Source organism: Rothia sp. P5764 (assembly GCF_048512965.1).
Lineage (GTDB): Bacteria > Actinomycetota > Actinomycetes > Actinomycetales > Micrococcaceae > Rothia.
In genome coordinates this window covers 1-17,055 of the sequence record NZ_JBLXXQ010000002.1, presented here as the reverse complement: position 1 = coordinate 17,055, position 17,055 = coordinate 1, and the positions used below count along the sequence as shown (strand labels likewise).

Genomic DNA, 17,055 nt, shown 5'->3' with positions numbered 1-17,055 from the left:
GAGCGGGGGCCTTTGGCTTGGGGACTTGCCCTACATGTTGGGCACAATCTCGTAGCGAGGGTTATACATGGTGGGTGTATCTTCTCTGGTGCTAAGCATGCCGGAGACCCGCAGATAGCCGCCCGCTTCGATACCCGGGACCTGGTGCTGGCCCAGCCAAATCAGGGTCAGCCTCACCCCCGGTTTCAGCGGCGGAAAATCAGGAAAAAGGACACGTGAAACAGCCTTAGTCACACTAAAACGACTAGTAAAGCCTGTTTCGGCATCCAGCACCGAAATCTCACCGGTTGGGGTATCCTCTGTGGTGCTGACATCGGCAGTGTCATCCAGGTCTTCACCGGTTTCTGCAATGGGCATACCCGTCATAGGGTGTGTTTTTGCCGGAGGAAGCGGCTTAGAACGTTCAACGCCTAGCGTCACCTCAAACCGGGGGCTCATCCCGGCATGGGATATGCGAACGAGTTCTACCCGGCCAGCAACGCGTGCTCTGAACCGCTCCGGGTAGTCTTCAAGACGGGTCACCGTGCCCTGGTGTTCAGTCTCGCTCACAGTGCTTAACCGATCTCGGTGATTTCAGGGCCGCGGCGGGGAACTTCCAATGAAGGCTTAGATGAGTCCCCTTCATGGGCAGCCGCCTGCTGTTGGGCTGCGGCTTCCTGAATATTCTGGGGAACGCGCATGGGGAGCAGGTCGCGGGGAGCCATGGGTTTGGAGCCACGGTTAACAACAATATTCCGGAGCACTTCTTCAAGCGCGCTAGCGTCCTGCCCAGGAAGTACAGCCTTGCCTGAGAAAACACCGCGAACAAACCAGCGGGGGCCATCGATGCCTACAAAGCGGGCAATTCTAAAGCCCTTGCGACCGTCGGGCAGTTCGGCAGGTACACGTGTGATGAGCTGACGCCCAAAAGCACCGTCGGAAAATTCTACCTGGCCGCCCTGTTGCCGAACACTCTCGGAGAGCTCATGACGGATATCCTCCCAAATACCGCGACTCTTGGGGGCAGCGAATGCCTGGACCTGGAGTGAGCCTTCGCCCATCTGCAGGGTCACCGCGATCACCTGCTGAGATTTTGTATCTGCTTCAAGTCGCAGGTTCAAACCGGGGTTGCTCTTGATGAACAGGCCACCTAAGTCAATGTACTGATGGCCAGTAGACTTTTCGGAGATATCCCAGGGGCCGTCCTCACGGCTAAAAACAACAGGGGTATCGTCACTCGTCGGGCCGGTAGCCTTGTCAGCTGACTCGTCGAGTGCAGCCTCCTGCTCGGGTGAAGGGTTCTCAGGCTCTTCTACCTTCTCGGCATCTGCCCTCGCGACCTCTTCCTGCTTTTTCTTGCCAAAACCAAACATTGACTCTCCTGGGTAAAAGTTTTACTGATAACTACTGTACGCCGGTTGAGCCAAAGCCCGAAGAACCGCGTTCAGTTTCATCAAGCTCATCAACCAGGCTGAAGATGGCTGTCTCAAAACGCTGGATGACCAGCTGGGCAATACGGTCACCACGCTTAACCGCAAAGCTCTTCTCACGGTCGGTGTTGAGCAGGCTTACCATCAGCTCACCCCGGTACCCTGAATCGACTGTGCCGGGCGCATTCACAATGGTGATTCCGTGCTTAGCAGCCAGCCCTGAGCGGGGGTGCACTAGCCCTACATATCCCTCGGGCAGGGCGATAGCCACACCGGTAGGGACCAGGGCGCGTTCCCCAGGGGCAAGGGTCAGGTCAATGCGCGAACGCAGGTCTGCTCCGGCATCTCCCGGCTGCGCATAGGCTGGAGGCTCAAGCCCTTCATCGAGCATCTTGATTTCAACATGTATCTGATTCATCACCCCTATACTGTACCCGGCATAGAGCTAAAAGTGATTCTCCCCAGAGATCAAGGACTTAACTGACCAAGAAATTGGTTTGACCGGTTTCAGGTTGAAAAAGGCACATCAGCCCAAGTTCCTCTTCTATCTCGTAGACTTGTGAACGGCACTTATTCATCAGGATAGGTGACTCCCCACCGAATATTTAGCAAAGGAAACCATGTCTGCTAGCCCCGCTACCGTGCTTTATAAAGAACGTCTTGCTCCCGGGGTAGGTCTCTGGCTGGGATGCCTAGGAGCTGGCCTTGCTTCCTTCCTGGTGGGCGCTCCCATCAATATCGCCGCCGGTATTGTAGCGGGTATCATTGTTGCCCTGTCGGTAGGTGCCCTACTCTATGGGACCTCGCCAACTCTAGAAATTACTGAGTCGGCTGTTCGCTTTGGCCGTGCCCGTATTGAACGCGAATTTGTAGGACGCGCTGAGGCTTTCAGAGGTGAAGACGCGCGAGTTGCCACTGGGCCTGCGCTTGATGGCCGCGCCTACATGTGCTTCAGGGGCTGGATTACTTCCGTCATCCGGGTGGAAATTACCGATCCTGCTGACCCCACCCCCTACTGGATCGCCTCAAGCCGTCACCCCGAAAAAATTGCAGAAATCCTGAACCAGGGCCTAGCCGCTGACCAAGACGCCTCATAAGCGCTCAGCTGCGCTTGTCTGGGGTTATACAAGGCACTAACCTTTCTAGGTCAATAGATACAGAAAGAGCCGGATGCAATCAGCGCATTCGGCTCTTTAGCTACTCGTTCTTAGGCTAAGGGTTAGCTCTCGCATTCGATGCAGAACTTGAAATCGCCCTCTTCGCGGGCAATCTGCGAACGGTGACGCACCAGGAAGCAGGAGCCGCAGGTGAACTCGTCCTCCTGCGCGGGCAGAACTACCACGTTCAGTTCCTCGTTAGAGAGGTCAGCGCCGGGGAGCTCAAAACTTTCGGCTGCTGCGTTCTCATCCTCATCAACAGCGCCTGACTGCATTTCTGAGGGGCGTGATCGCAATTCCTCAAAAGACTGATCTTTGCTGTCTTCATCCTGCTTGCGAGGTGCATCGTAATCGGTTGCCATATTTTCTCCGTAAACTGTGCGAAGGGTAGATACCCCAGGGTCGGTGAGGTACCTGCACCTCGTTAGGTCACTCCGTTAGCGCCGGTCTAGGCAAATCCCATAGGCCCTCAGAGTTGATGAGGTGACGGGTAGAATTGTTCACCATTAGTTCTCAGATTGCAAGTAGAACGTTCATGTTCTGGCCCAGCGAGTCACAAACTGGCTAGAAGCGCCAGGCGCATCATTCAGGGCATCTCAAGTTGTGCTTGAGATTAAGAGAATAATCCTGAGATATGGCTGTTTTTTCAATCTTCCGCCCCATGAAAGGCCACTTTCTGCCTCAAGCACAGCTTGAGACGGTAATCTTTCAAGTAAGTGTAAAGATTGAAGAAGCGCGTTACCCCTCTGGTAACGCCAGTTGCCCATAAAGGAGACCGTGTAGTGCCCGAACTGCGCCTAACTGGCATCCACGACGATGGAGAAAATCTGGTCCTCGAATCAGCAGATGGCACAACCTATCTGTTGCCTATTGATCAGAACCTACGCCAGAGCATTGCCCGCGCCCGCCGTATTAATCCCCTCCGAGGGGGCAGCAAGGGCACCTTCGGACCCCGAGAGATTCAGACCCGTTTCCGCCAGGGTGCAACGGTCGAAGAAATCGCCGCAGAATCAGGATGGGAACCTAACAGGGTTCGTCGTTACGAGTGGCCTATTGTGGCTGAACGTGCCAATATCATTCATACAGCCCGCTCTGTCATGATTTCGCCGGCTCCGGGCCAGGGCAAGAACGCTCAGAGCCTTAACCAGCACATTGAAGAAGTCTCGGCACGCTTTGGCTTTGAAGAAGCACCCATGGATTGGTCCACCTGGCAGCAGGAATCAGGTCAGTGGACTGTCTCCCTCGATATTTCACTCAGCGATGATATTTTGTCTGAGCTTCCGAGGGCCGTTATGTTCCCGGCACGCTGGAACTTTAACCCTGCTAACCAGAGTATCTATGCCTCCAACGAGGCCGCTTACTTCCTCATGGGCCGTGACCACTCGCACGACTCCCCCATTCCCGGACTCACCCCTTCTTCACCTCAGGCACCGGACGCTACTACAGCTCAGGAAGACGAGAAGAAGGCTCCCGGTTTGGGTGTTCAGGTAGCACCTCCTAAGGTCACCCCTGTTCGTGTGCCCCAGAACAAGGAGCAGAACGAGCTCCTTGACGAGCTATCGTCGCGCCGTGGTGTCCGTTCCTTTGACCCAGCCAGTGAGCGCAAGCTGGCAGACTTGTTGGAACGAGCCCGACGCGGTTCTCAGTCGGTAGGTGAGCTCCATGACCTGCCTGCCCCCGATGCCCAGGAAGCCGCTGAAACTAAGGTACCTAAAGACCACACTGCAGTTTCTATAGCAGATGAGTCTGTGGCTGAGCCTCAAAACGGTGCCCCAGAAGAAAACGGGCAGGAGAATCTTGAAGCTTTGGAGCAGGATACAGCTGCTGAAGAACAATCGGCTGAGGCGGATCTGAGCGCTACCTCCGAGCACCAATCTAATGCTGATTCAGAAGATACCGACCATGCTTCTCAGGCAGTAAGCGATGACCCTCAGGCGCTCCCTGAAGGTTCGGAGCAATCAAGCGATGAAAGCGATGCAGATTCTGGCCCTAAGGCTAAGCCTGCACGCGGTAAGAGGACCAGCGTTCCAAGCTGGGATGACATTATCTTCGGTAACCAGCGCCGCTAGCCCAGGTCACCCTTATCTTGCATGGTCCTTGTGCCCTAAATATCAGGGCACAAGGACTTTTTTGTGCTGACTTATAGTTTCCCACCCCGGCATGGCTCGTGAAGGGTTACAAGCGCCACTGCCCCAAAAACCCGTAAGACAACGTAGACTTATACAGACACCCGTACCCAGAGTTCGCCCGACGCCACCCATACCCCAACTTAGGCGCTCGGTGGGGCATAAATATTTGATGAGGAAAATTTGCCTAACTCATATCCTAAAGATTCCAGCACTGCCGGTGAGCCCGATAGCATCACCGAACCTCTGCCCAAGGTTGAAAACCCTGGTGAGACTACCCCGAGTCTTGATTCTGAGCCGCCAGCTGCATCGGGTGACGCTACTGATGTCTTAACCCTAGCCAATGGCTACGAATACGTCACGGCCGACAGCGGCTCACAGCGTACAGAAATTGATATTGAAGACGACTCACTGGCCCTCGGCCTCATGAAGAACGGTGATGAGTTCGAGAAGCTAACCCGGCGCGAGCGCCGTGCTGACCGCTCTGCTGAGCGCGCAGCGGCCCTTGAGCAGGCTGAGAAGGAACAGCAGAAGCTTGCCTTTGCCGCCGAGCGGGACCGTTTAGCCCCGGTGGGCCCTCTGATTCAGGAGCCCGCTCAGCGAAAGCTTGGTTCCAAGGTTTTCTTTGTAGGTTCTGCGGTTCTCACCGCTGCCGCCGCGGTCCTTGCTTTTGCTTTGCTGTTGCCAGGCCAGGGTAGCAGCTCGCAGCCGGCTTCAGGCACCTCGGTTGCTCCCAGCGGTGACAGCCCCACGACCTCGGCACCCGCAACTCCTACCAGTACTTACCCGGCACCGACCCCCAGTTTTAATACTCAGGAACCAACCGTCACTGAGCAGCAAGCTCAGGAAAACGCTGTCCCTCCCGGTACCGTCCAGTACGCAACCACCGAGCCTGTAGCCGAGGCTACAGTGCAGGAGACCGCGCCTGAACCCCCTGTTACGCTTGAGCCAGATCCCACCGAGGCGGAAGAGGCTACCTTAGAGCCTACTGAGTCCCCCAGTAATCCAGCGGAGATTACTCCTCCGGCCGACGCTTCGCCTATCGATGAGCCCAAACGCCCCATCGAGACCACGGTGCCGGGCCCAGACGCTGGCAAGGTCATTGATGAGACACCGCTACCGCCTCCCTCCACCGCACCTATTGAAGCCCCCACTGCAGCGGCGTCTTTGGAAGAACCTACTGTGATTGCTAGTCCTTAGTGTGTAAAGCCAAAAGAATTAAGCCCCGTCCTCTCGCTAGGGGTGGACGGGGCTTTACTGTGCTCTGGTAGGAGCTTTAGCCGGTGGGGAGCATAAGCAGAGGCACCTGTGTTTCCTCTGCTGTAAGTGACCCGTGTTGCCCTACCATCTGCAGGGCGTGTGGCTTATAGTGCCGCATATCGTAGAGAGCAATGGGCTCCCGGGCTGCTACCACAATATCCCCAATACGTGCCCGCGCGGTGTCGCTGATAGTCTCACCAAAGTAACCGGCTTGGAACATCTCTTCTGTCTCAACCACCCAGGCTTTTTCTCCCCAAGATTCCCCCCAACGCCCGAGTGTATCTTGGATTGCAGCTGGGCTCTTATCTTTGAGATAGAGCTGAACCATGCGAGGCTCCCCCGCCGTCAGTTCAATATTCTCAAGGAGCTGGCTGTCCCCCGAGTAATCGATGCGCGCTTCTGGTGCTATATCAACCATGCCGTGATCTGCTGTGAGTAAGAGCAGGACGTGGGGTGGCAGGCGGCGGGCTAAGGATTTGAGTGCTAGATTCAGCTCTTCAAGCTGTTCAAGCCATTGGGTAGAGTCTGTACCGTATTTGTGACCGGCCTGGTCTATTTCTCCCCAGTAGAGGTAGACCAAGGACGGCTTGCGAGAGTTCAGCAGGCTTGCCGCTAGGGTGGTGCGGGCCGCGTAACCGGCGGCATGCACAAAGCGCCCACCGCGTAGCCCCGCCTCGCTCAGGCCCGATCCGGCGTATTTGCTGAGTGATACCGTAGCAACGTCAAGGTGGTTCTGGTAGCGCTCAAAAACTGTGGGGTAGGGTTGCCAGTCGCGGGGTGAAACAGCTTTATCCCAGCCAGAAAGCTGGTTCATCACCCTTCCGCTTGCGGGGTTCTTGACCTCATAGCCTGCCATACCGTGGTAGCCAGGTGGGCATGCGGTGCCTAAGCTGGTCAGCGAAGCCACCGTTGTTGAGGGAACCGCTGAGTGAAGAGGCCCAAGTTGCCTAGCACTTTTAAGGAAGGGAGCGTAAGAACCATACCGGTTCAGCAGGGATTGCCCCAACCCATCAACCATAACCAGGCAGACGCTCCGGTAACGGTTTGGGTCTGCCCCTGCAGCTTTGAGGCGGTCAGCAAGGCCCAATAAGTCATGACGTCCCGGACCGTAGAGGGGGTGGTCATCAGGTTGCAAGGAGCCCTGGCCTGTGAGGCTGCCGCATGATTCGAAGAGGTCGCCCACGTTGTGGCTTTTGTAGCCCGGTGTGGGGGGTAACTCATAGCCGCAAAAATCTTTCACCTTAGCGCCCCCTTCCCAGGTTCAGGTGGGCTGAACGCAGGGTACGCGCGAAGCGCCGAGCCTTTTCGGTGGCTTCTGCCCCATCTGCTGAAGTGCTGATGCGGATGAGCATATCTTCTCGAGGCACTAAACCTGTGTAGCCGTGGTTAGCGTCGCAGCTCGGCTCGGCGCATTCGGCGGGTTGGATATCCAGCCTGTGCGACCCCGTCCATGCAATTAAGAGTGATACCTCCGAGACAGGGTGCCCAGGTGCATAGTCTTGGGGCTGGGGGTAGCTGTAGCTGACCGTCAAGGTGGTCAGTTTGCTGATGTGAAGGGTCTCAACCGAAACGTGGGCGAGTACCTGTTGCCCCTCATCATCGAGGTTTTGATCATCAAGATGCGCAACAAGTAGGTGCTCCCCCGCAACCACTAAGACCGTAATATGCCGGTGGACTTCGTTCTGATCGAAGTGGGTTTCCACCTGCACCAGGTGGGCGGTAGGTTCTAGTCCGTCAAGTGCTTCAGAAACAGTATCGAGTACAAGCTCGGGGTAAAACCCTGCCTTCTGAATATCTTGGGTGAGCGCGGTTGCACCCCTCATATCATTCACGGTGGTCCTTATTCCAGTGAGCCTAGTTCCTGCTCCCCCTATTCTAGGGTATGCCAGCTATACAGTCGTCGGAGGGCTGACCGTTTTTAGCTACTCATGGCACGCCGTACTGAGTCGGTACGCTGGGCAGACTGGGCAAGCTGTATGCTGGCACCCACTACCGTCATCGTATCGGGTGACAGCAGAATTGGGTTGAGTTCAAGGTGCGCAATTTCTGGGTGGTTGTCTTTGAGTAGCGCTACCCGTGCGCATAGGTCCTCTAGCAAGTCGGTTCTCGCGGTGTGCCTGTTCTCGGGGTCAAATAGCTTACTGGCGGCTTTGGGCGATCGAACCATCTTGTAGACGTCCCGCTCGGTCAAAGGCGGGATACGGTGGGCCCAGTCATCGAGAAGGGCGGTGGCATCACCAGCCATACCAAAAGAAACAACCGGGCCAATCAGCGGGTCTTCCACAGCTTTGAGGACGGCAGTTTGGCCTGCGGGTACCTGCTTTTGGAGGGCTAGGTCAAAATGTCCGTAGGGTTCAAGTGTTCTGTGCATCTGGGCGATTTCGCTTACCAGGTCTTCGTCGCTTTCTATGCCGAGTCTTACCCCTCCCAGGTCAATCCGGTGGCGCAGGAAGCTATCGGTTGTTTTGAGGACTACGGGGTAGCCGCCGGCTTGGGCCGCAGCAGCAATTGCTTGCTCTGGGGTATCAAAGCGGTATTCCGGAAGAACGCTAATCCCGTAGTGCCCGAGTAAACGGGTAACAGCAAGGTCATCAAGTGTTACCGGTCCGGAGCTGCCTGCCCCAGCTTCAGCTTGTAGGTGGGTGGCAATATCTGCGGCGGCGGCTTTGGGGCTGATACCTTCGGGCACCGCCAGAGCACCGGTTTCTTTATCTCGCCATTCCACATAATCCATAACCGCACCGAGCGCCAGAATTGATTCACCCGGTGATTCAAAGCAGGCAAGCCCTTCCTGCAGGCAGGCGCCACCCTCCCCTTCGGACTCTTGCTCTTGGCTGTGGTCTGTTTCACTCCAAATACCGCGTAGCGTCGATTGATCGCTCAGTGCTCCAGGGAAAGAAGCCAGGATAGGTTTACCGCTCTGCTGACCTGCCCGATGAAGTACTCTCGCCACGTCCTGCGGGTCAATTGATTCACCCGTAATAAACACGCCGATGACAGCATCAACCTCAGCAGATTCAAGGGCGCTGGTTGCCACGGCCTCCAAAATCTCAAGGCCATCCTCTGCCTCATCGGTTAGCCTGAGCATAGTTTCGGTGAGAGTAACCTCGATACGCAGCTCTTCGGCCCGGTCAGCGACAATCTGCCCCAGGGCTGAGGCATTCGAAAGAATAGCTAGCCGCCTGCCAGCAGGTAAAGGCTGAGAGACCAGAATCTGGGTGACGTCGAGCGCCCGCTCAATGGTTTCAGCGCGGATAACACCGGCCTGCTTGAACATAGAGTCCAAGGCGGAGGGTGGTGTTATGGCGGTGCGTCCGGAGTGACCGGGCGGCAGTTGCTGGCCGGTTACCGCATTTTTGGCGAGCACAACCGGCTTGGCCCGTGAGAGCCTTCGGGCAATACGCGAGAACTTTCGGGGGTTGCCAATGGATTCAAGGTAGAGCGCACATACGCCGGTGGCGTCGTCATCTTCCCAGTACTGCATAATGTCATTGCCAGAAACATCTGCCCGGTTGCCTGCAGAAATCAGTGACGAGACACCGATGTTACGCCGCACTGCGGAGTTAGAAAGAACGGCACCGATAGCTGAGGACTGGCTAAAGAGCCCCAGGCTCCCCGGGCCAGGGTCTTGTGAACTGATAGTGGCATCTAGCTGAACAGCGGGGTTGTTGTTGAGCAGACCAAATGAAGCAGGCCCAATAACCCGCATCCCGTGGCTCCTAGCCAGTTTGACCAGGGCTTTTTGGCGGGCACGGCCACGCACGCCATCATCTGCATAGCCAGTAGTGTAGATGAGAACGCCCCTGGCTCCTGCCTGGCCACAGGCCTCAACTACGGCCGGAACATCTTTGATGGGCACAGCAATAATGGCTAGGTCCACGTGCTCAGGTACCTGGGTGATACTCTCCAGAACAGGGATATCTCCGGCGGGGTGTGCGGCTTCGTTGACCCCGTAAATTTTGCCCTTGAAGCCCCCTTTGACCAGCGTCTTAAGAACTTTGTGCCCGGTTCTTTCCCAGTTATCGGCAGAACCCACAACAGCAAGAACTTGGGGTGCTAAAAGCTCAGCAATGGATTTGGCTTCTGCACGGTGTTCACGGGCTTCCATGACACCTCGTGAACGGTCTGTGGGGTCAATATTGAAGTGAACCATGACCAGGCCATCTTCAAACTCGCGAGTAATCTCGTAACCAGCATCCGTAAAGACGTTAAGCATCTTACGGTTTTGCGGCAAGACCTCCGCGCTGAACCTATCAATCCCGCGTTCGTGAGCCGCAGCGGCCAGGTGTTCCAAGAGGATTGACCCGATCCCCCGGCCTTGGTGAGCATCGGAAATCATAAAGGCAACTTCAGCCTCAGCTGGGTCGTTGGTGCGGTCGTACCGCCCGATACCTATCATCTCCTCGCCCAGCATCATCACAAAAGCGACCCGGTTATTGTGATCTACCGTGGTGAAGCGGGTAAGTTCTTTGTCGCTGAGTTTGGGCTTATGGGTAAAGAAGCGAAGGTAGATGGTACGCTCAGACTGCCCTGCGTACATCTTCTCAAGGGCAGCACGGTCTGTGGGTAGCACGGGCCGGAGGTTAGCTGTGGCACCGTCCCGCAACACCACATCCGCTTCCCAGTGTGCCGGGTAGATGAAGGGGATCTCATCGGTGGTAGGGTGCTCAGGGTCAAGAGGGGTAAAGCCACTGCTGGTAGTCATGGGGCGCTCCTGGTGGGTACATGTCAGCTTCTAGCCCCGCTGTCATAGGGCCAGCTTATCTCCTATACTAACCCGAATGAGTTCTATCACACAGGCTCAAATCTTTTCCCTAGCGCCCCTGGGGCAATGGACCGCGCAGGCCCTTGTCAAGATGGCTTAACCTCTAATAGGTGTTAGCTTCTATACAACGCTGGATAGCTGCTTCGTCGCCTCGGTAGAGGTATTCACAGTTAGCGGCCTCAGCTGAGCTCAGGAACCAGGAATTAAGCAGGAACATGCCCACGGTAAGTGGCAGGCAAAGAGCACCCAGGGCGATACCGCCCCATGCAAAACCGGAGGTCTGGCCCGCTAACTGCGTCTGGGGTGAGCGGGATTTAGACCGCAGGGCCTGGATCCCCAGGACGATAGCGCCCACAGCCGGAATCAGGGCAGCAAGAGCCAGGATCCCGGCAAGGAAAACAACCAGATAGCTGGTAACGGCAGCAGAAAAAGACATCACCGCAAGGTAGTAGCCTTTGCCTCTCTTGTCCCGGACGAGAGCACCGTAGGGCTTGCGGAATTGGGGTGGTACCAAAAACTCTTGGGGTTCGCCGGGGGTCACAATATCGAAAGCGGGCACAAGCGGTACCTGTGGAGGAAGGTTCCCTACTGCTCCCGGCTGAGGGGGCAAGTTCGGTGCAGGGTTCTGAGTAGTCACAGCTTGCTTCTCGCTTTCGCGGGTTGGTTATACCGGCATACTTAGCTTATCAGCTCTGCAGTTTATAACAGCGGTCTTTTGTAGCGGCCAGCTAGGCTGAGACCCTGGCTATCATGACAGTTTAGAAATGAAGGTAAAAATCTAGCACCGGGCGCTAGCACAGGGCAGAAAAGCCCTCAAGCTAGGCAAATGCTTGTCAGCATAAAACCTAGCTCAAGGGCTTCAGCTGTACCCAAACTTTTTTGCTTGTAGTACAAATGGTGGAGATGCGGGGAATCGAACCCCGGTCCGATGTGGCGTCAACGGGTCTTCTCCGTGCGCAGTTTGTGAAATCGGTGTTTTCGGCTACCTTGCTTGCGCAAACACTTACAAGGCCTAACCTATTCGTATAAAAGTCCCGGCAACCCCTACGAAGAGAGTTACCAGCAGTGGCCTTTTAAACTGATGGTAGGGGCTGAGCTAAAGGCAGGCTCAGGCTACCAGACTGCATCGCTGGGTTAATTAGGCAGCGAGTGCGAAGTCAGTGCGCTTAGATTCTGCACTTATTTTTTTGCAGAGGGCGTTTACGAGATAACCCTGCGTCCTCGGCACGCTTCATCCATCTCAACTCACATCGTCGAAACCGATCATCCCCATATTCTTTTATCAAAGAACCCTAAGTTTGATGTTCCCGCTCTTCGCTCGGGCCGCAGCCCATATGAGCGATGACAGGCCACCAATCTCAGGGTCCTCATACTATCACTGGTATTACCTGGCTGTAAAGGTTCGATAGATGCTAGGAGTTCTGATATTCACCGCTAGAATAGTCGAATTCAAGACCCAGCTGTTCATTGAGGCATTGCTCTAGCTGGGTCTCATTATCTGTGTACTGCGAGCAATTCTCCATAGCTGGTCCGATGGCAGCGAACATCCATCCAAAAAGAATAAGCATGAGAATAGAGATGAGAAGACCTAGGGCTCCGGTAACAATACCGGTAATTGCAAACCCTTTTCCTCCACCCCCGGTCTTGGTTTTGACCAAGGCCACAATACCCAAGACAATAGCCACCAAAGCAAAAATGCCACCGATTACTGCCCACCCTGAGATAAAGCCGATGATACCCAGCACCATAGAGGCGATAGCTAGCCCTTTTGGCTTGTTGGTCTCAGCAGCAGCGTACGTAGGATAGCCACCGGCAGGGTACTGTGAATAGCCATACCCCGGAGCAGAATAATTGGGCTGCTGCTGGTTGGCTGCCGAGGTATTACCGTACTGGGGCTGGGAAGATCCGTAGCCGGTGTCCCCCTGTGCATTGGCCTGAGCTTGGCCATAACTATCTGAGGAGGTTTGCCCCCCGCTGGCTTGCTGACCATAGTCAGTTGCGGGCTGGCTGGTAGCTTGCTGATTGAGTTCAGCGTCAGCTCCGTTGGTGCCTTGGCTGTTGCCGTACTGGCCGTAGGGGTTGTAATTGTTGTTGTTTCCGGTTGTCATGGTGTTCTCTCCAATATGTTTTCTTTAGCCGAGGTTTTTATAGCGCATAGCCCGCTGGGCTTCCAGGTTATCCTGGCGTTCCTTGAGAGCCTGGCGCTTGTCGTAGTCGCGCTTACCGGTGGCTAGAGCTATTTCTACTTTAGCCCGCCCCTTGCTGAAATAGAGTTTGAGGGGTACCACGGTATAGCCGCTCTCGCGCAATTTTTGGGCAATCTTGTTAATCTCGCTGCGGTGAAGCAGGAGCTTGCGGCGGCGGCGGGCTGCGTGATTGGTCCAAGAGCCCCGCCCGTACTCGGCAATATGGATGCCTTCAAGCCACAGCTCATCACCGTACATCTGGCAAAAGCCGTCGGTGATTGATGCGCCGCCATCGCGTAGAGATTTAACCTCGGTGCCCATGAGCACTAGGCCAGCTTCCCAAGTTTCTACGATGTTGTAGTTATGGCGGGCCCGGCGGTTGGAGGCAACGGTATGGTTATTGGGGTCTTCTTTGGTTACTTTTTTCTTTTTTGCCACGTCTTACTCTTCGTTCTTTCGTGTCTGTCGTTGCCCGGCGCGCCAGCGCACTCCGGCATCGATAAAACCGTCTAAGGCACCATCAAAAACAGCGCTGGGGTTGCCTTCTTCGTAGCTGGTGCGGAGGTCTTTGACCATCTGGTAGGGGTTGAGCACATAGGAGCGCATCTGGTCGCCCCAGCTTGCTTTCACATCCCCTGCCATTTCTTTTTTCTGGGCGTCTTCTTGCTCTTTGCGGAGCAGGAGCAAGCGGGACTGCAGCACCCGTAGAGCCGCGGCTCTGTTTTGGAGCTGTGATTTTTCATTCTGCATGGAGACCACGATTCCGGTGGGAATGTGTGTCAGGCGCACAGCCGAGTCTGTGGTGTTCACCGATTGGCCGCCTGGGCCCGATGACCGGAACACATCAACCTTGATTTCAGAGTCAGGGATGTCGATGTGGTCGGTCTGGACAATCAGCGGGATAACCTCAACGGCGGCAAAGGAAGTCATACGCTTGCCCTGGCTATTAAAGGGCGAGATACGAACCAGTCGGTGGGTTCCTGCCTCAACCGATAGCCGCCCAAAAGCGTAGGGAGCTTTGACCTCAAAGGTCGCTGATTTCAGGCCGGCTTCTTCAGCGTAGGAGGTATCCATGATTGCTGTTTCAAAGCCGTTCTTCTCCGCCCAGCGCAGGTACATGCGCATGAGCATTTCAGCGAAGTCTGCGGCATCAACTCCGCCAGCTCCTGCGCGGATTGTAATAACGGCTTCGCGCTGGTCGTACTCCCCCGATAGCAGGGTGATAACTTCGAGCTCTTTGAGCTTCTTTTCAATGGCGCGCAGCTCTGTTTCGGCTTCGGCCAGGACTTCGGCGTCTTCTTCGTCTTGGCCTAGGCCGACCATGATTTCTAGGTCGTCAATGGCTTGTTTGAGGTTGATGAGTTTATCGAGTTCGGCCTGTTTGTGGGATAGGGCTGAGGTGATTTTTTGGGCGCTTTCTGGGTTGTCCCAGAGTTCGGGTGCGCCGGCGGCTTGGGAGAGTTCTGCGATGCTTGCACGCAAGTGCTCAACATCGCTGACCTCTTCGATGGAGGCGTATGTTGAGCGCAAGGTTTTGATCTGGGCAGAGAAGTCTAAAGTAGCCATGGCTATTAACAATATCGGAAACCCTGAACGGGTGCTTGGTTTGGGGCTAGTTTGTAGCAAAAGGCTAGCTTTCTCAGAACCTAAAACCTATCAGCTGCTACCTCTTATCAGCTACTCTGAACCTTCCGGCTCCTTTTCCATTGCCTTAACCAGTCTGGGTGTTCAACTAGGCTTTTGGTTCTTTGCCCTTGCTTTGGCTCAGTAGTACGAGGCTTATACCAAAAGTCACAACCCCAGCTGACTGTCATACCGCCCCCGAACTTGATCACTGTTCCTAGAATTTATCTGCTGTTAGGTAGGGTGAGCCAAAGCTTATTCAACGCCCATTTGAACTTGTGTTTTTGCCAGAAAATCTCCCAGATGCCGTTTATCTTTTCTGAACAGGGCCATAAAGAACAGCACCGCCGCCCCAATTATGCTGGCCTCCATGAGGATGATTGACAAAGCATCAAATTCTGAATATGTTCCGTGAATTATGCCCATATGGGCAACTTGCCAGGGTAGAAATTTCACGCTGTTCCTTATAAGACTGGCCTTGAATGATTTTTTACAGTAAACCAGCTTTAATCCGACTTTTCGCTTACCACAGCTGCCAGCTGAGGAATAGTCAAGGTAGGAAAAAATGAGGATCAGCGGGAGAACCGAGCTCAAAAAGGCGATGACTTGAGATGCAAGCTCTCCCCTACTGGGCAAGCCCCCAGACACCAGCAGGTAGCCTGTCATTGCCACAGCCAACAGTAAGGCTAGGTAAGTAACTATCAATAAATAGTCGAAAAATAGTTCCTTGAGCCTGAGCTTGTATGGGATTGGATTATTTTCCTTAACCATAATCTCTCTCTAAGACATGATATGAGAATGAATTTATCCTGCATATCTGCCGGCGGGGTCAGATGGTATTTATCTCCCGGTCTACTACTTATTGGTGCTTATTCATCAGGGTAGGTCAGACAGTCACACAGCCAAGTTGCTGGCTTAGGACTGGTGTGCCTTGTGAGCACCAGCGTACCAGAGGAGAGGGTCAAGAAAGAGCATAAGCCCGGTATACCTTATGAGTAGTCCTCATAGATTATTGCCCTTGGGTAGCTCTTGCCCGCGCTTTACCAGTTACCGTTATATTCACTCCGTCGGGTACAACAATGGAGAGCAAGGGTGGGTGGGCACTTGCGGAGAGAACCACCACAGCTGTGTTGTTACCCGATACACCGGTACCGGGGCTCAGCGCCAGATTAGAAAAATCACCGGCCGCTCCGCTCTCGGTGAGGAAGGTCTGAGTAGTGCTGGTGACAGTAGCGCTGTTAAGGTGGATAAGCGCCTCGGATTCCGAGGCCGCAGAGATCCCTTCAACCCTCTGAGCCGCCGACGTTGCAGCCTGATCTGCCAAAGACTGAAGTCTATGCCGCTCCAAATAGACAGAACTTACCCCCACCACAGTTGAGGCCACCAGGAGCAGCACCAAGCATAAACCCACGATAAAGATGAGAACACTCCCCCGCTCAGATTCCGATTTGGTGCATCTGACAAATGGAAAATACTGAGCTAGTGCCCTATGCACCTCTTCTAAGCCCCCGGTCTTACCTGAGCAGAAAGCTGCCCTGGTCAAGACTTTGACAGTGCGCAGAGCGATCATGAGTAGTTTCCTCCCCAGCTAATGGCCCGAGAGGTCATATTAGCCATAGTCGGTGCCCCTGCCCAAGGAATCAAGGGCAGATCAACTTGAACCGTAACATCAACCGTGACTCGTTCGCCCTGCGCACAGGTGTTTTCGCAGCCCAGCCTAGTAGTGATGTGGTTACCGTCCAGCCCAAAGTCACTTGCTGCCATGACGGCAACTGAGCTAGCGGTGCCCTGACTTCTTTGGTCAGGAGGCAGTTGCTGAATGACCTGAAGTGCTTGGGCGCTGGCATTAGAGGCCGCAAAAGCTGCTGACTGCATGGCAAAAACAGACAGTAGAAAATACACAGTAGGAACCATGAGCAGGGCACCGAGCATGATGAACTCGATCAGTGCATTGCCGGCTTCATGGGAGCGCTCAGTTCCAGAAGCACAACAGCCCTCTCTTAGCAGGCCTAACCTTCGCTCCACACGGCGCCTACATTCAGTCACCCTGAAGAACAGCATGTCCGGTCACCTCCCATGTCCCGCCCAAACCGAAAGGTCCAATCACAGGAATTGGCGCAGCAACTCTGATTTCTACAGCCTCTGCCCCCTGCCACTGGGTCACAGAGCTAGTCACGCTTGTGGAATAGCTCTCCGGTAAAACGCTATAGAGAAGCTCGCGAGTTCTTTCTTCGCCATCACCTGGGGTGCGGTCTAGCATGGCACCATACCGTGCGCCCTGAGAGGCCGCGTCCTGCACCACGTTTTTGGTAAACATTGCAAAAGCTATTTGCAGAACACCCAAAAAGAGCATGAGCACCATAGCTGAAACCATCACGAATTCAGCAGGGGCGTTCCCTCTTTCCTTCTCTCGAGCTAGTGATGGCATGGTAGGCGCGGCCTTAGCGATTCATCATGGCCATAGCATTATTAAACATGCTGATCAAGGCATCCTGAGCGACGACCAGGATAGCTGCAACTAAAATTGCG

At 54.9% G+C, this 17,055-nt stretch carries 18 protein-coding genes and 1 other RNA gene; 3 read left to right on the top strand and 16 right to left on the bottom strand.

What is annotated here, in order from left to right; all coding sequences use genetic code 11:
* Positions 1-30: 30 nt before the first annotated feature.
* From ACN08Y_RS03775 to dut, 3 genes are read right to left on the bottom strand one after another with little or no spacing between them, the layout of a single operon-like run.
* Positions 31-549, bottom strand: coding sequence for an asparaginase (locus ACN08Y_RS03775; RefSeq protein ID WP_419111882.1), 519 nt, complete (start codon positions 547-549; stop codon positions 31-33).
* 5 nt (positions 550-554) lie between these two features.
* Entirely contained in the window at positions 555-1,352 is a 798-nt protein-coding gene (locus tag ACN08Y_RS03770) for a DUF3710 domain-containing protein (protein WP_419100508.1), read from the bottom strand.
* 31 nt (positions 1,353-1,383) lie between these two features.
* Entirely contained in the window at positions 1,384-1,827 is a 444-nt protein-coding gene (dut, locus tag ACN08Y_RS03765; protein ID WP_419100509.1) for a dUTP diphosphatase, read from the bottom strand.
* A gap of 202 nt (positions 1,828-2,029) precedes the next feature.
* Between dut and ACN08Y_RS03760 the strand changes: the two genes are divergently transcribed.
* Positions 2,030-2,506: a DUF3093 domain-containing protein gene (locus tag ACN08Y_RS03760; protein WP_419104298.1), complete on the top strand. Its 477-nt coding sequence runs from the start codon at positions 2,030-2,032 to the stop codon at positions 2,504-2,506.
* 122 nt (positions 2,507-2,628) lie between these two features.
* Here ACN08Y_RS03760 and ACN08Y_RS03755 read toward each other — a convergent pair whose 3' ends face one another.
* Entirely contained in the window at positions 2,629-2,928 is a 300-nt protein-coding gene (locus ACN08Y_RS03755) for a DUF4193 domain-containing protein (protein ID WP_419100511.1), read from the bottom strand.
* 420 nt (positions 2,929-3,348) lie between these two features.
* Between ACN08Y_RS03755 and sepH the strand changes: the two genes are divergently transcribed.
* Together sepH and ACN08Y_RS03745 are read left to right on the top strand one after the other, a co-directional pair.
* On the top strand, positions 3,349-4,635 hold the full coding sequence (sepH, locus tag ACN08Y_RS03750; RefSeq protein ID WP_419111881.1) for a septation protein SepH: 1,287 nt from the start codon (positions 3,349-3,351) through the stop codon (positions 4,633-4,635).
* 240 nt (positions 4,636-4,875) lie between these two features.
* On the top strand, positions 4,876-5,892 hold the full coding sequence (locus ACN08Y_RS03745; protein WP_419111880.1) for a hypothetical protein: 1,017 nt from the start codon (positions 4,876-4,878) through the stop codon (positions 5,890-5,892).
* Positions 5,893-5,968: 76 nt separating this feature from the next.
* Here ACN08Y_RS03745 and ACN08Y_RS03740 read toward each other — a convergent pair whose 3' ends face one another.
* The 12 genes from ACN08Y_RS03740 to ACN08Y_RS03685 form a co-directional block, all read right to left on the bottom strand.
* A complete protein-coding gene (locus ACN08Y_RS03740; RefSeq protein ID WP_419111879.1) occupies positions 5,969-7,192 on the bottom strand; it encodes an alkaline phosphatase family protein in 1,224 nt (407 codons plus the stop codon).
* Position 7,193: 1 nt separating this feature from the next.
* Positions 7,194-7,775 (bottom strand): DUF5998 family protein, encoded by a 582-nt coding sequence (locus ACN08Y_RS03735; RefSeq protein WP_419104343.1) that lies wholly within the window; start codon positions 7,773-7,775, stop codon positions 7,194-7,196.
* A gap of 95 nt (positions 7,776-7,870) precedes the next feature.
* A complete protein-coding gene (locus ACN08Y_RS03730; protein WP_419111878.1) occupies positions 7,871-10,657 on the bottom strand; it encodes a GNAT family N-acetyltransferase in 2,787 nt (928 codons plus the stop codon).
* A 163-nt stretch (positions 10,658-10,820) separates the two neighbouring features.
* Positions 10,821-11,354 (bottom strand): hypothetical protein, encoded by a 534-nt coding sequence (locus ACN08Y_RS03725; protein ID WP_419111877.1) that lies wholly within the window; start codon positions 11,352-11,354, stop codon positions 10,821-10,823.
* A gap of 258 nt (positions 11,355-11,612) precedes the next feature.
* Positions 11,613-11,988, bottom strand: a transfer-messenger RNA (tmRNA) gene (gene ssrA / locus ACN08Y_RS03720).
* 141 nt (positions 11,989-12,129) lie between these two features.
* On the bottom strand, positions 12,130-12,825 hold the full coding sequence (locus tag ACN08Y_RS03715; RefSeq protein ID WP_419104292.1) for a DUF4190 domain-containing protein: 696 nt from the start codon (positions 12,823-12,825) through the stop codon (positions 12,130-12,132).
* A gap of 24 nt (positions 12,826-12,849) precedes the next feature.
* On the bottom strand, positions 12,850-13,341 hold the full coding sequence (smpB, locus tag ACN08Y_RS03710; RefSeq protein WP_419100518.1) for an SsrA-binding protein SmpB: 492 nt from the start codon (positions 13,339-13,341) through the stop codon (positions 12,850-12,852).
* 3 nt (positions 13,342-13,344) lie between these two features.
* The gene (gene prfB / locus ACN08Y_RS03705) at positions 13,345-14,469 is read right to left on the bottom strand and encodes a peptide chain release factor 2 (protein WP_419111876.1); all 1,125 of its coding nucleotides are present in this window, start codon (positions 14,467-14,469) and stop codon (positions 13,345-13,347) included.
* A 312-nt stretch (positions 14,470-14,781) separates the two neighbouring features.
* Positions 14,782-15,297, bottom strand: coding sequence for an RDD family protein (locus ACN08Y_RS03700; protein WP_419111875.1), 516 nt, complete (start codon positions 15,295-15,297; stop codon positions 14,782-14,784).
* A 238-nt stretch (positions 15,298-15,535) separates the two neighbouring features.
* A complete protein-coding gene (locus ACN08Y_RS03695) occupies positions 15,536-16,096 on the bottom strand; it encodes a pilus assembly protein TadG-related protein (protein ID WP_419111874.1) in 561 nt (186 codons plus the stop codon).
* A complete protein-coding gene (locus ACN08Y_RS03690; protein ID WP_419111873.1) occupies positions 16,093-16,551 on the bottom strand; it encodes a hypothetical protein in 459 nt (152 codons plus the stop codon). Before ACN08Y_RS03690 ends, ACN08Y_RS03695 begins: the two co-directional genes overlap by 4 nt.
* 13 nt (positions 16,552-16,564) lie before the next feature.
* Positions 16,565-16,954, bottom strand: coding sequence for a TadE/TadG family type IV pilus assembly protein (locus ACN08Y_RS03685; RefSeq protein WP_419100522.1), 390 nt, complete (start codon positions 16,952-16,954; stop codon positions 16,565-16,567).
* Between the last annotated feature and the right edge of the window lie 101 nt (positions 16,955-17,055).

What these genes read in the sequence shown, in the direction of transcription:
- ACN08Y_RS03755 (WP_419100511.1), bottom strand. Translation starts at nt 2,928, where the DNA reads ATGGCAACCGATTACGATGCACCTCGCAAGCAGGATGAAGACAGCAAA.
- ACN08Y_RS03715 (WP_419104292.1), bottom strand. Translation starts at nt 12,825, where the DNA reads ATGACAACCGGAAACAACAACAATTACAACCCCTACGGCCAGTACGGC.
- ACN08Y_RS03770 (WP_419100508.1), bottom strand. Translation starts at nt 1,352, where the DNA reads ATGTTTGGTTTTGGCAAGAAAAAGCAGGAAGAGGTCGCGAGGGCAGAT.
- ACN08Y_RS03695 (WP_419111874.1), bottom strand. Translation starts at nt 16,096, where the DNA reads ATGATCGCTCTGCGCACTGTCAAAGTCTTGACCAGGGCAGCTTTCTGC.
- ACN08Y_RS03760 (WP_419104298.1), top strand. Translation starts at nt 2,030, where the DNA reads ATGTCTGCTAGCCCCGCTACCGTGCTTTATAAAGAACGTCTTGCTCCC.
- ACN08Y_RS03730 (WP_419111878.1), bottom strand. Translation starts at nt 10,657, where the DNA reads ATGACTACCAGCAGTGGCTTTACCCCTCTTGACCCTGAGCACCCTACC.
- ACN08Y_RS03685 (WP_419100522.1), bottom strand. Translation starts at nt 16,954, where the DNA reads ATGCCATCACTAGCTCGAGAGAAGGAAAGAGGGAACGCCCCTGCTGAA.
- ACN08Y_RS03700 (WP_419111875.1), bottom strand. Translation starts at nt 15,297, where the DNA reads ATGGTTAAGGAAAATAATCCAATCCCATACAAGCTCAGGCTCAAGGAA.
- ACN08Y_RS03735 (WP_419104343.1), bottom strand. Translation starts at nt 7,775, where the DNA reads ATGAGGGGTGCAACCGCGCTCACCCAAGATATTCAGAAGGCAGGGTTT.
- dut (WP_419100509.1), bottom strand. Translation starts at nt 1,827, where the DNA reads ATGAATCAGATACATGTTGAAATCAAGATGCTCGATGAAGGGCTTGAG.
- prfB (WP_419111876.1), bottom strand. Translation starts at nt 14,469, where the DNA reads ATGGCTACTTTAGACTTCTCTGCCCAGATCAAAACCTTGCGCTCAACA.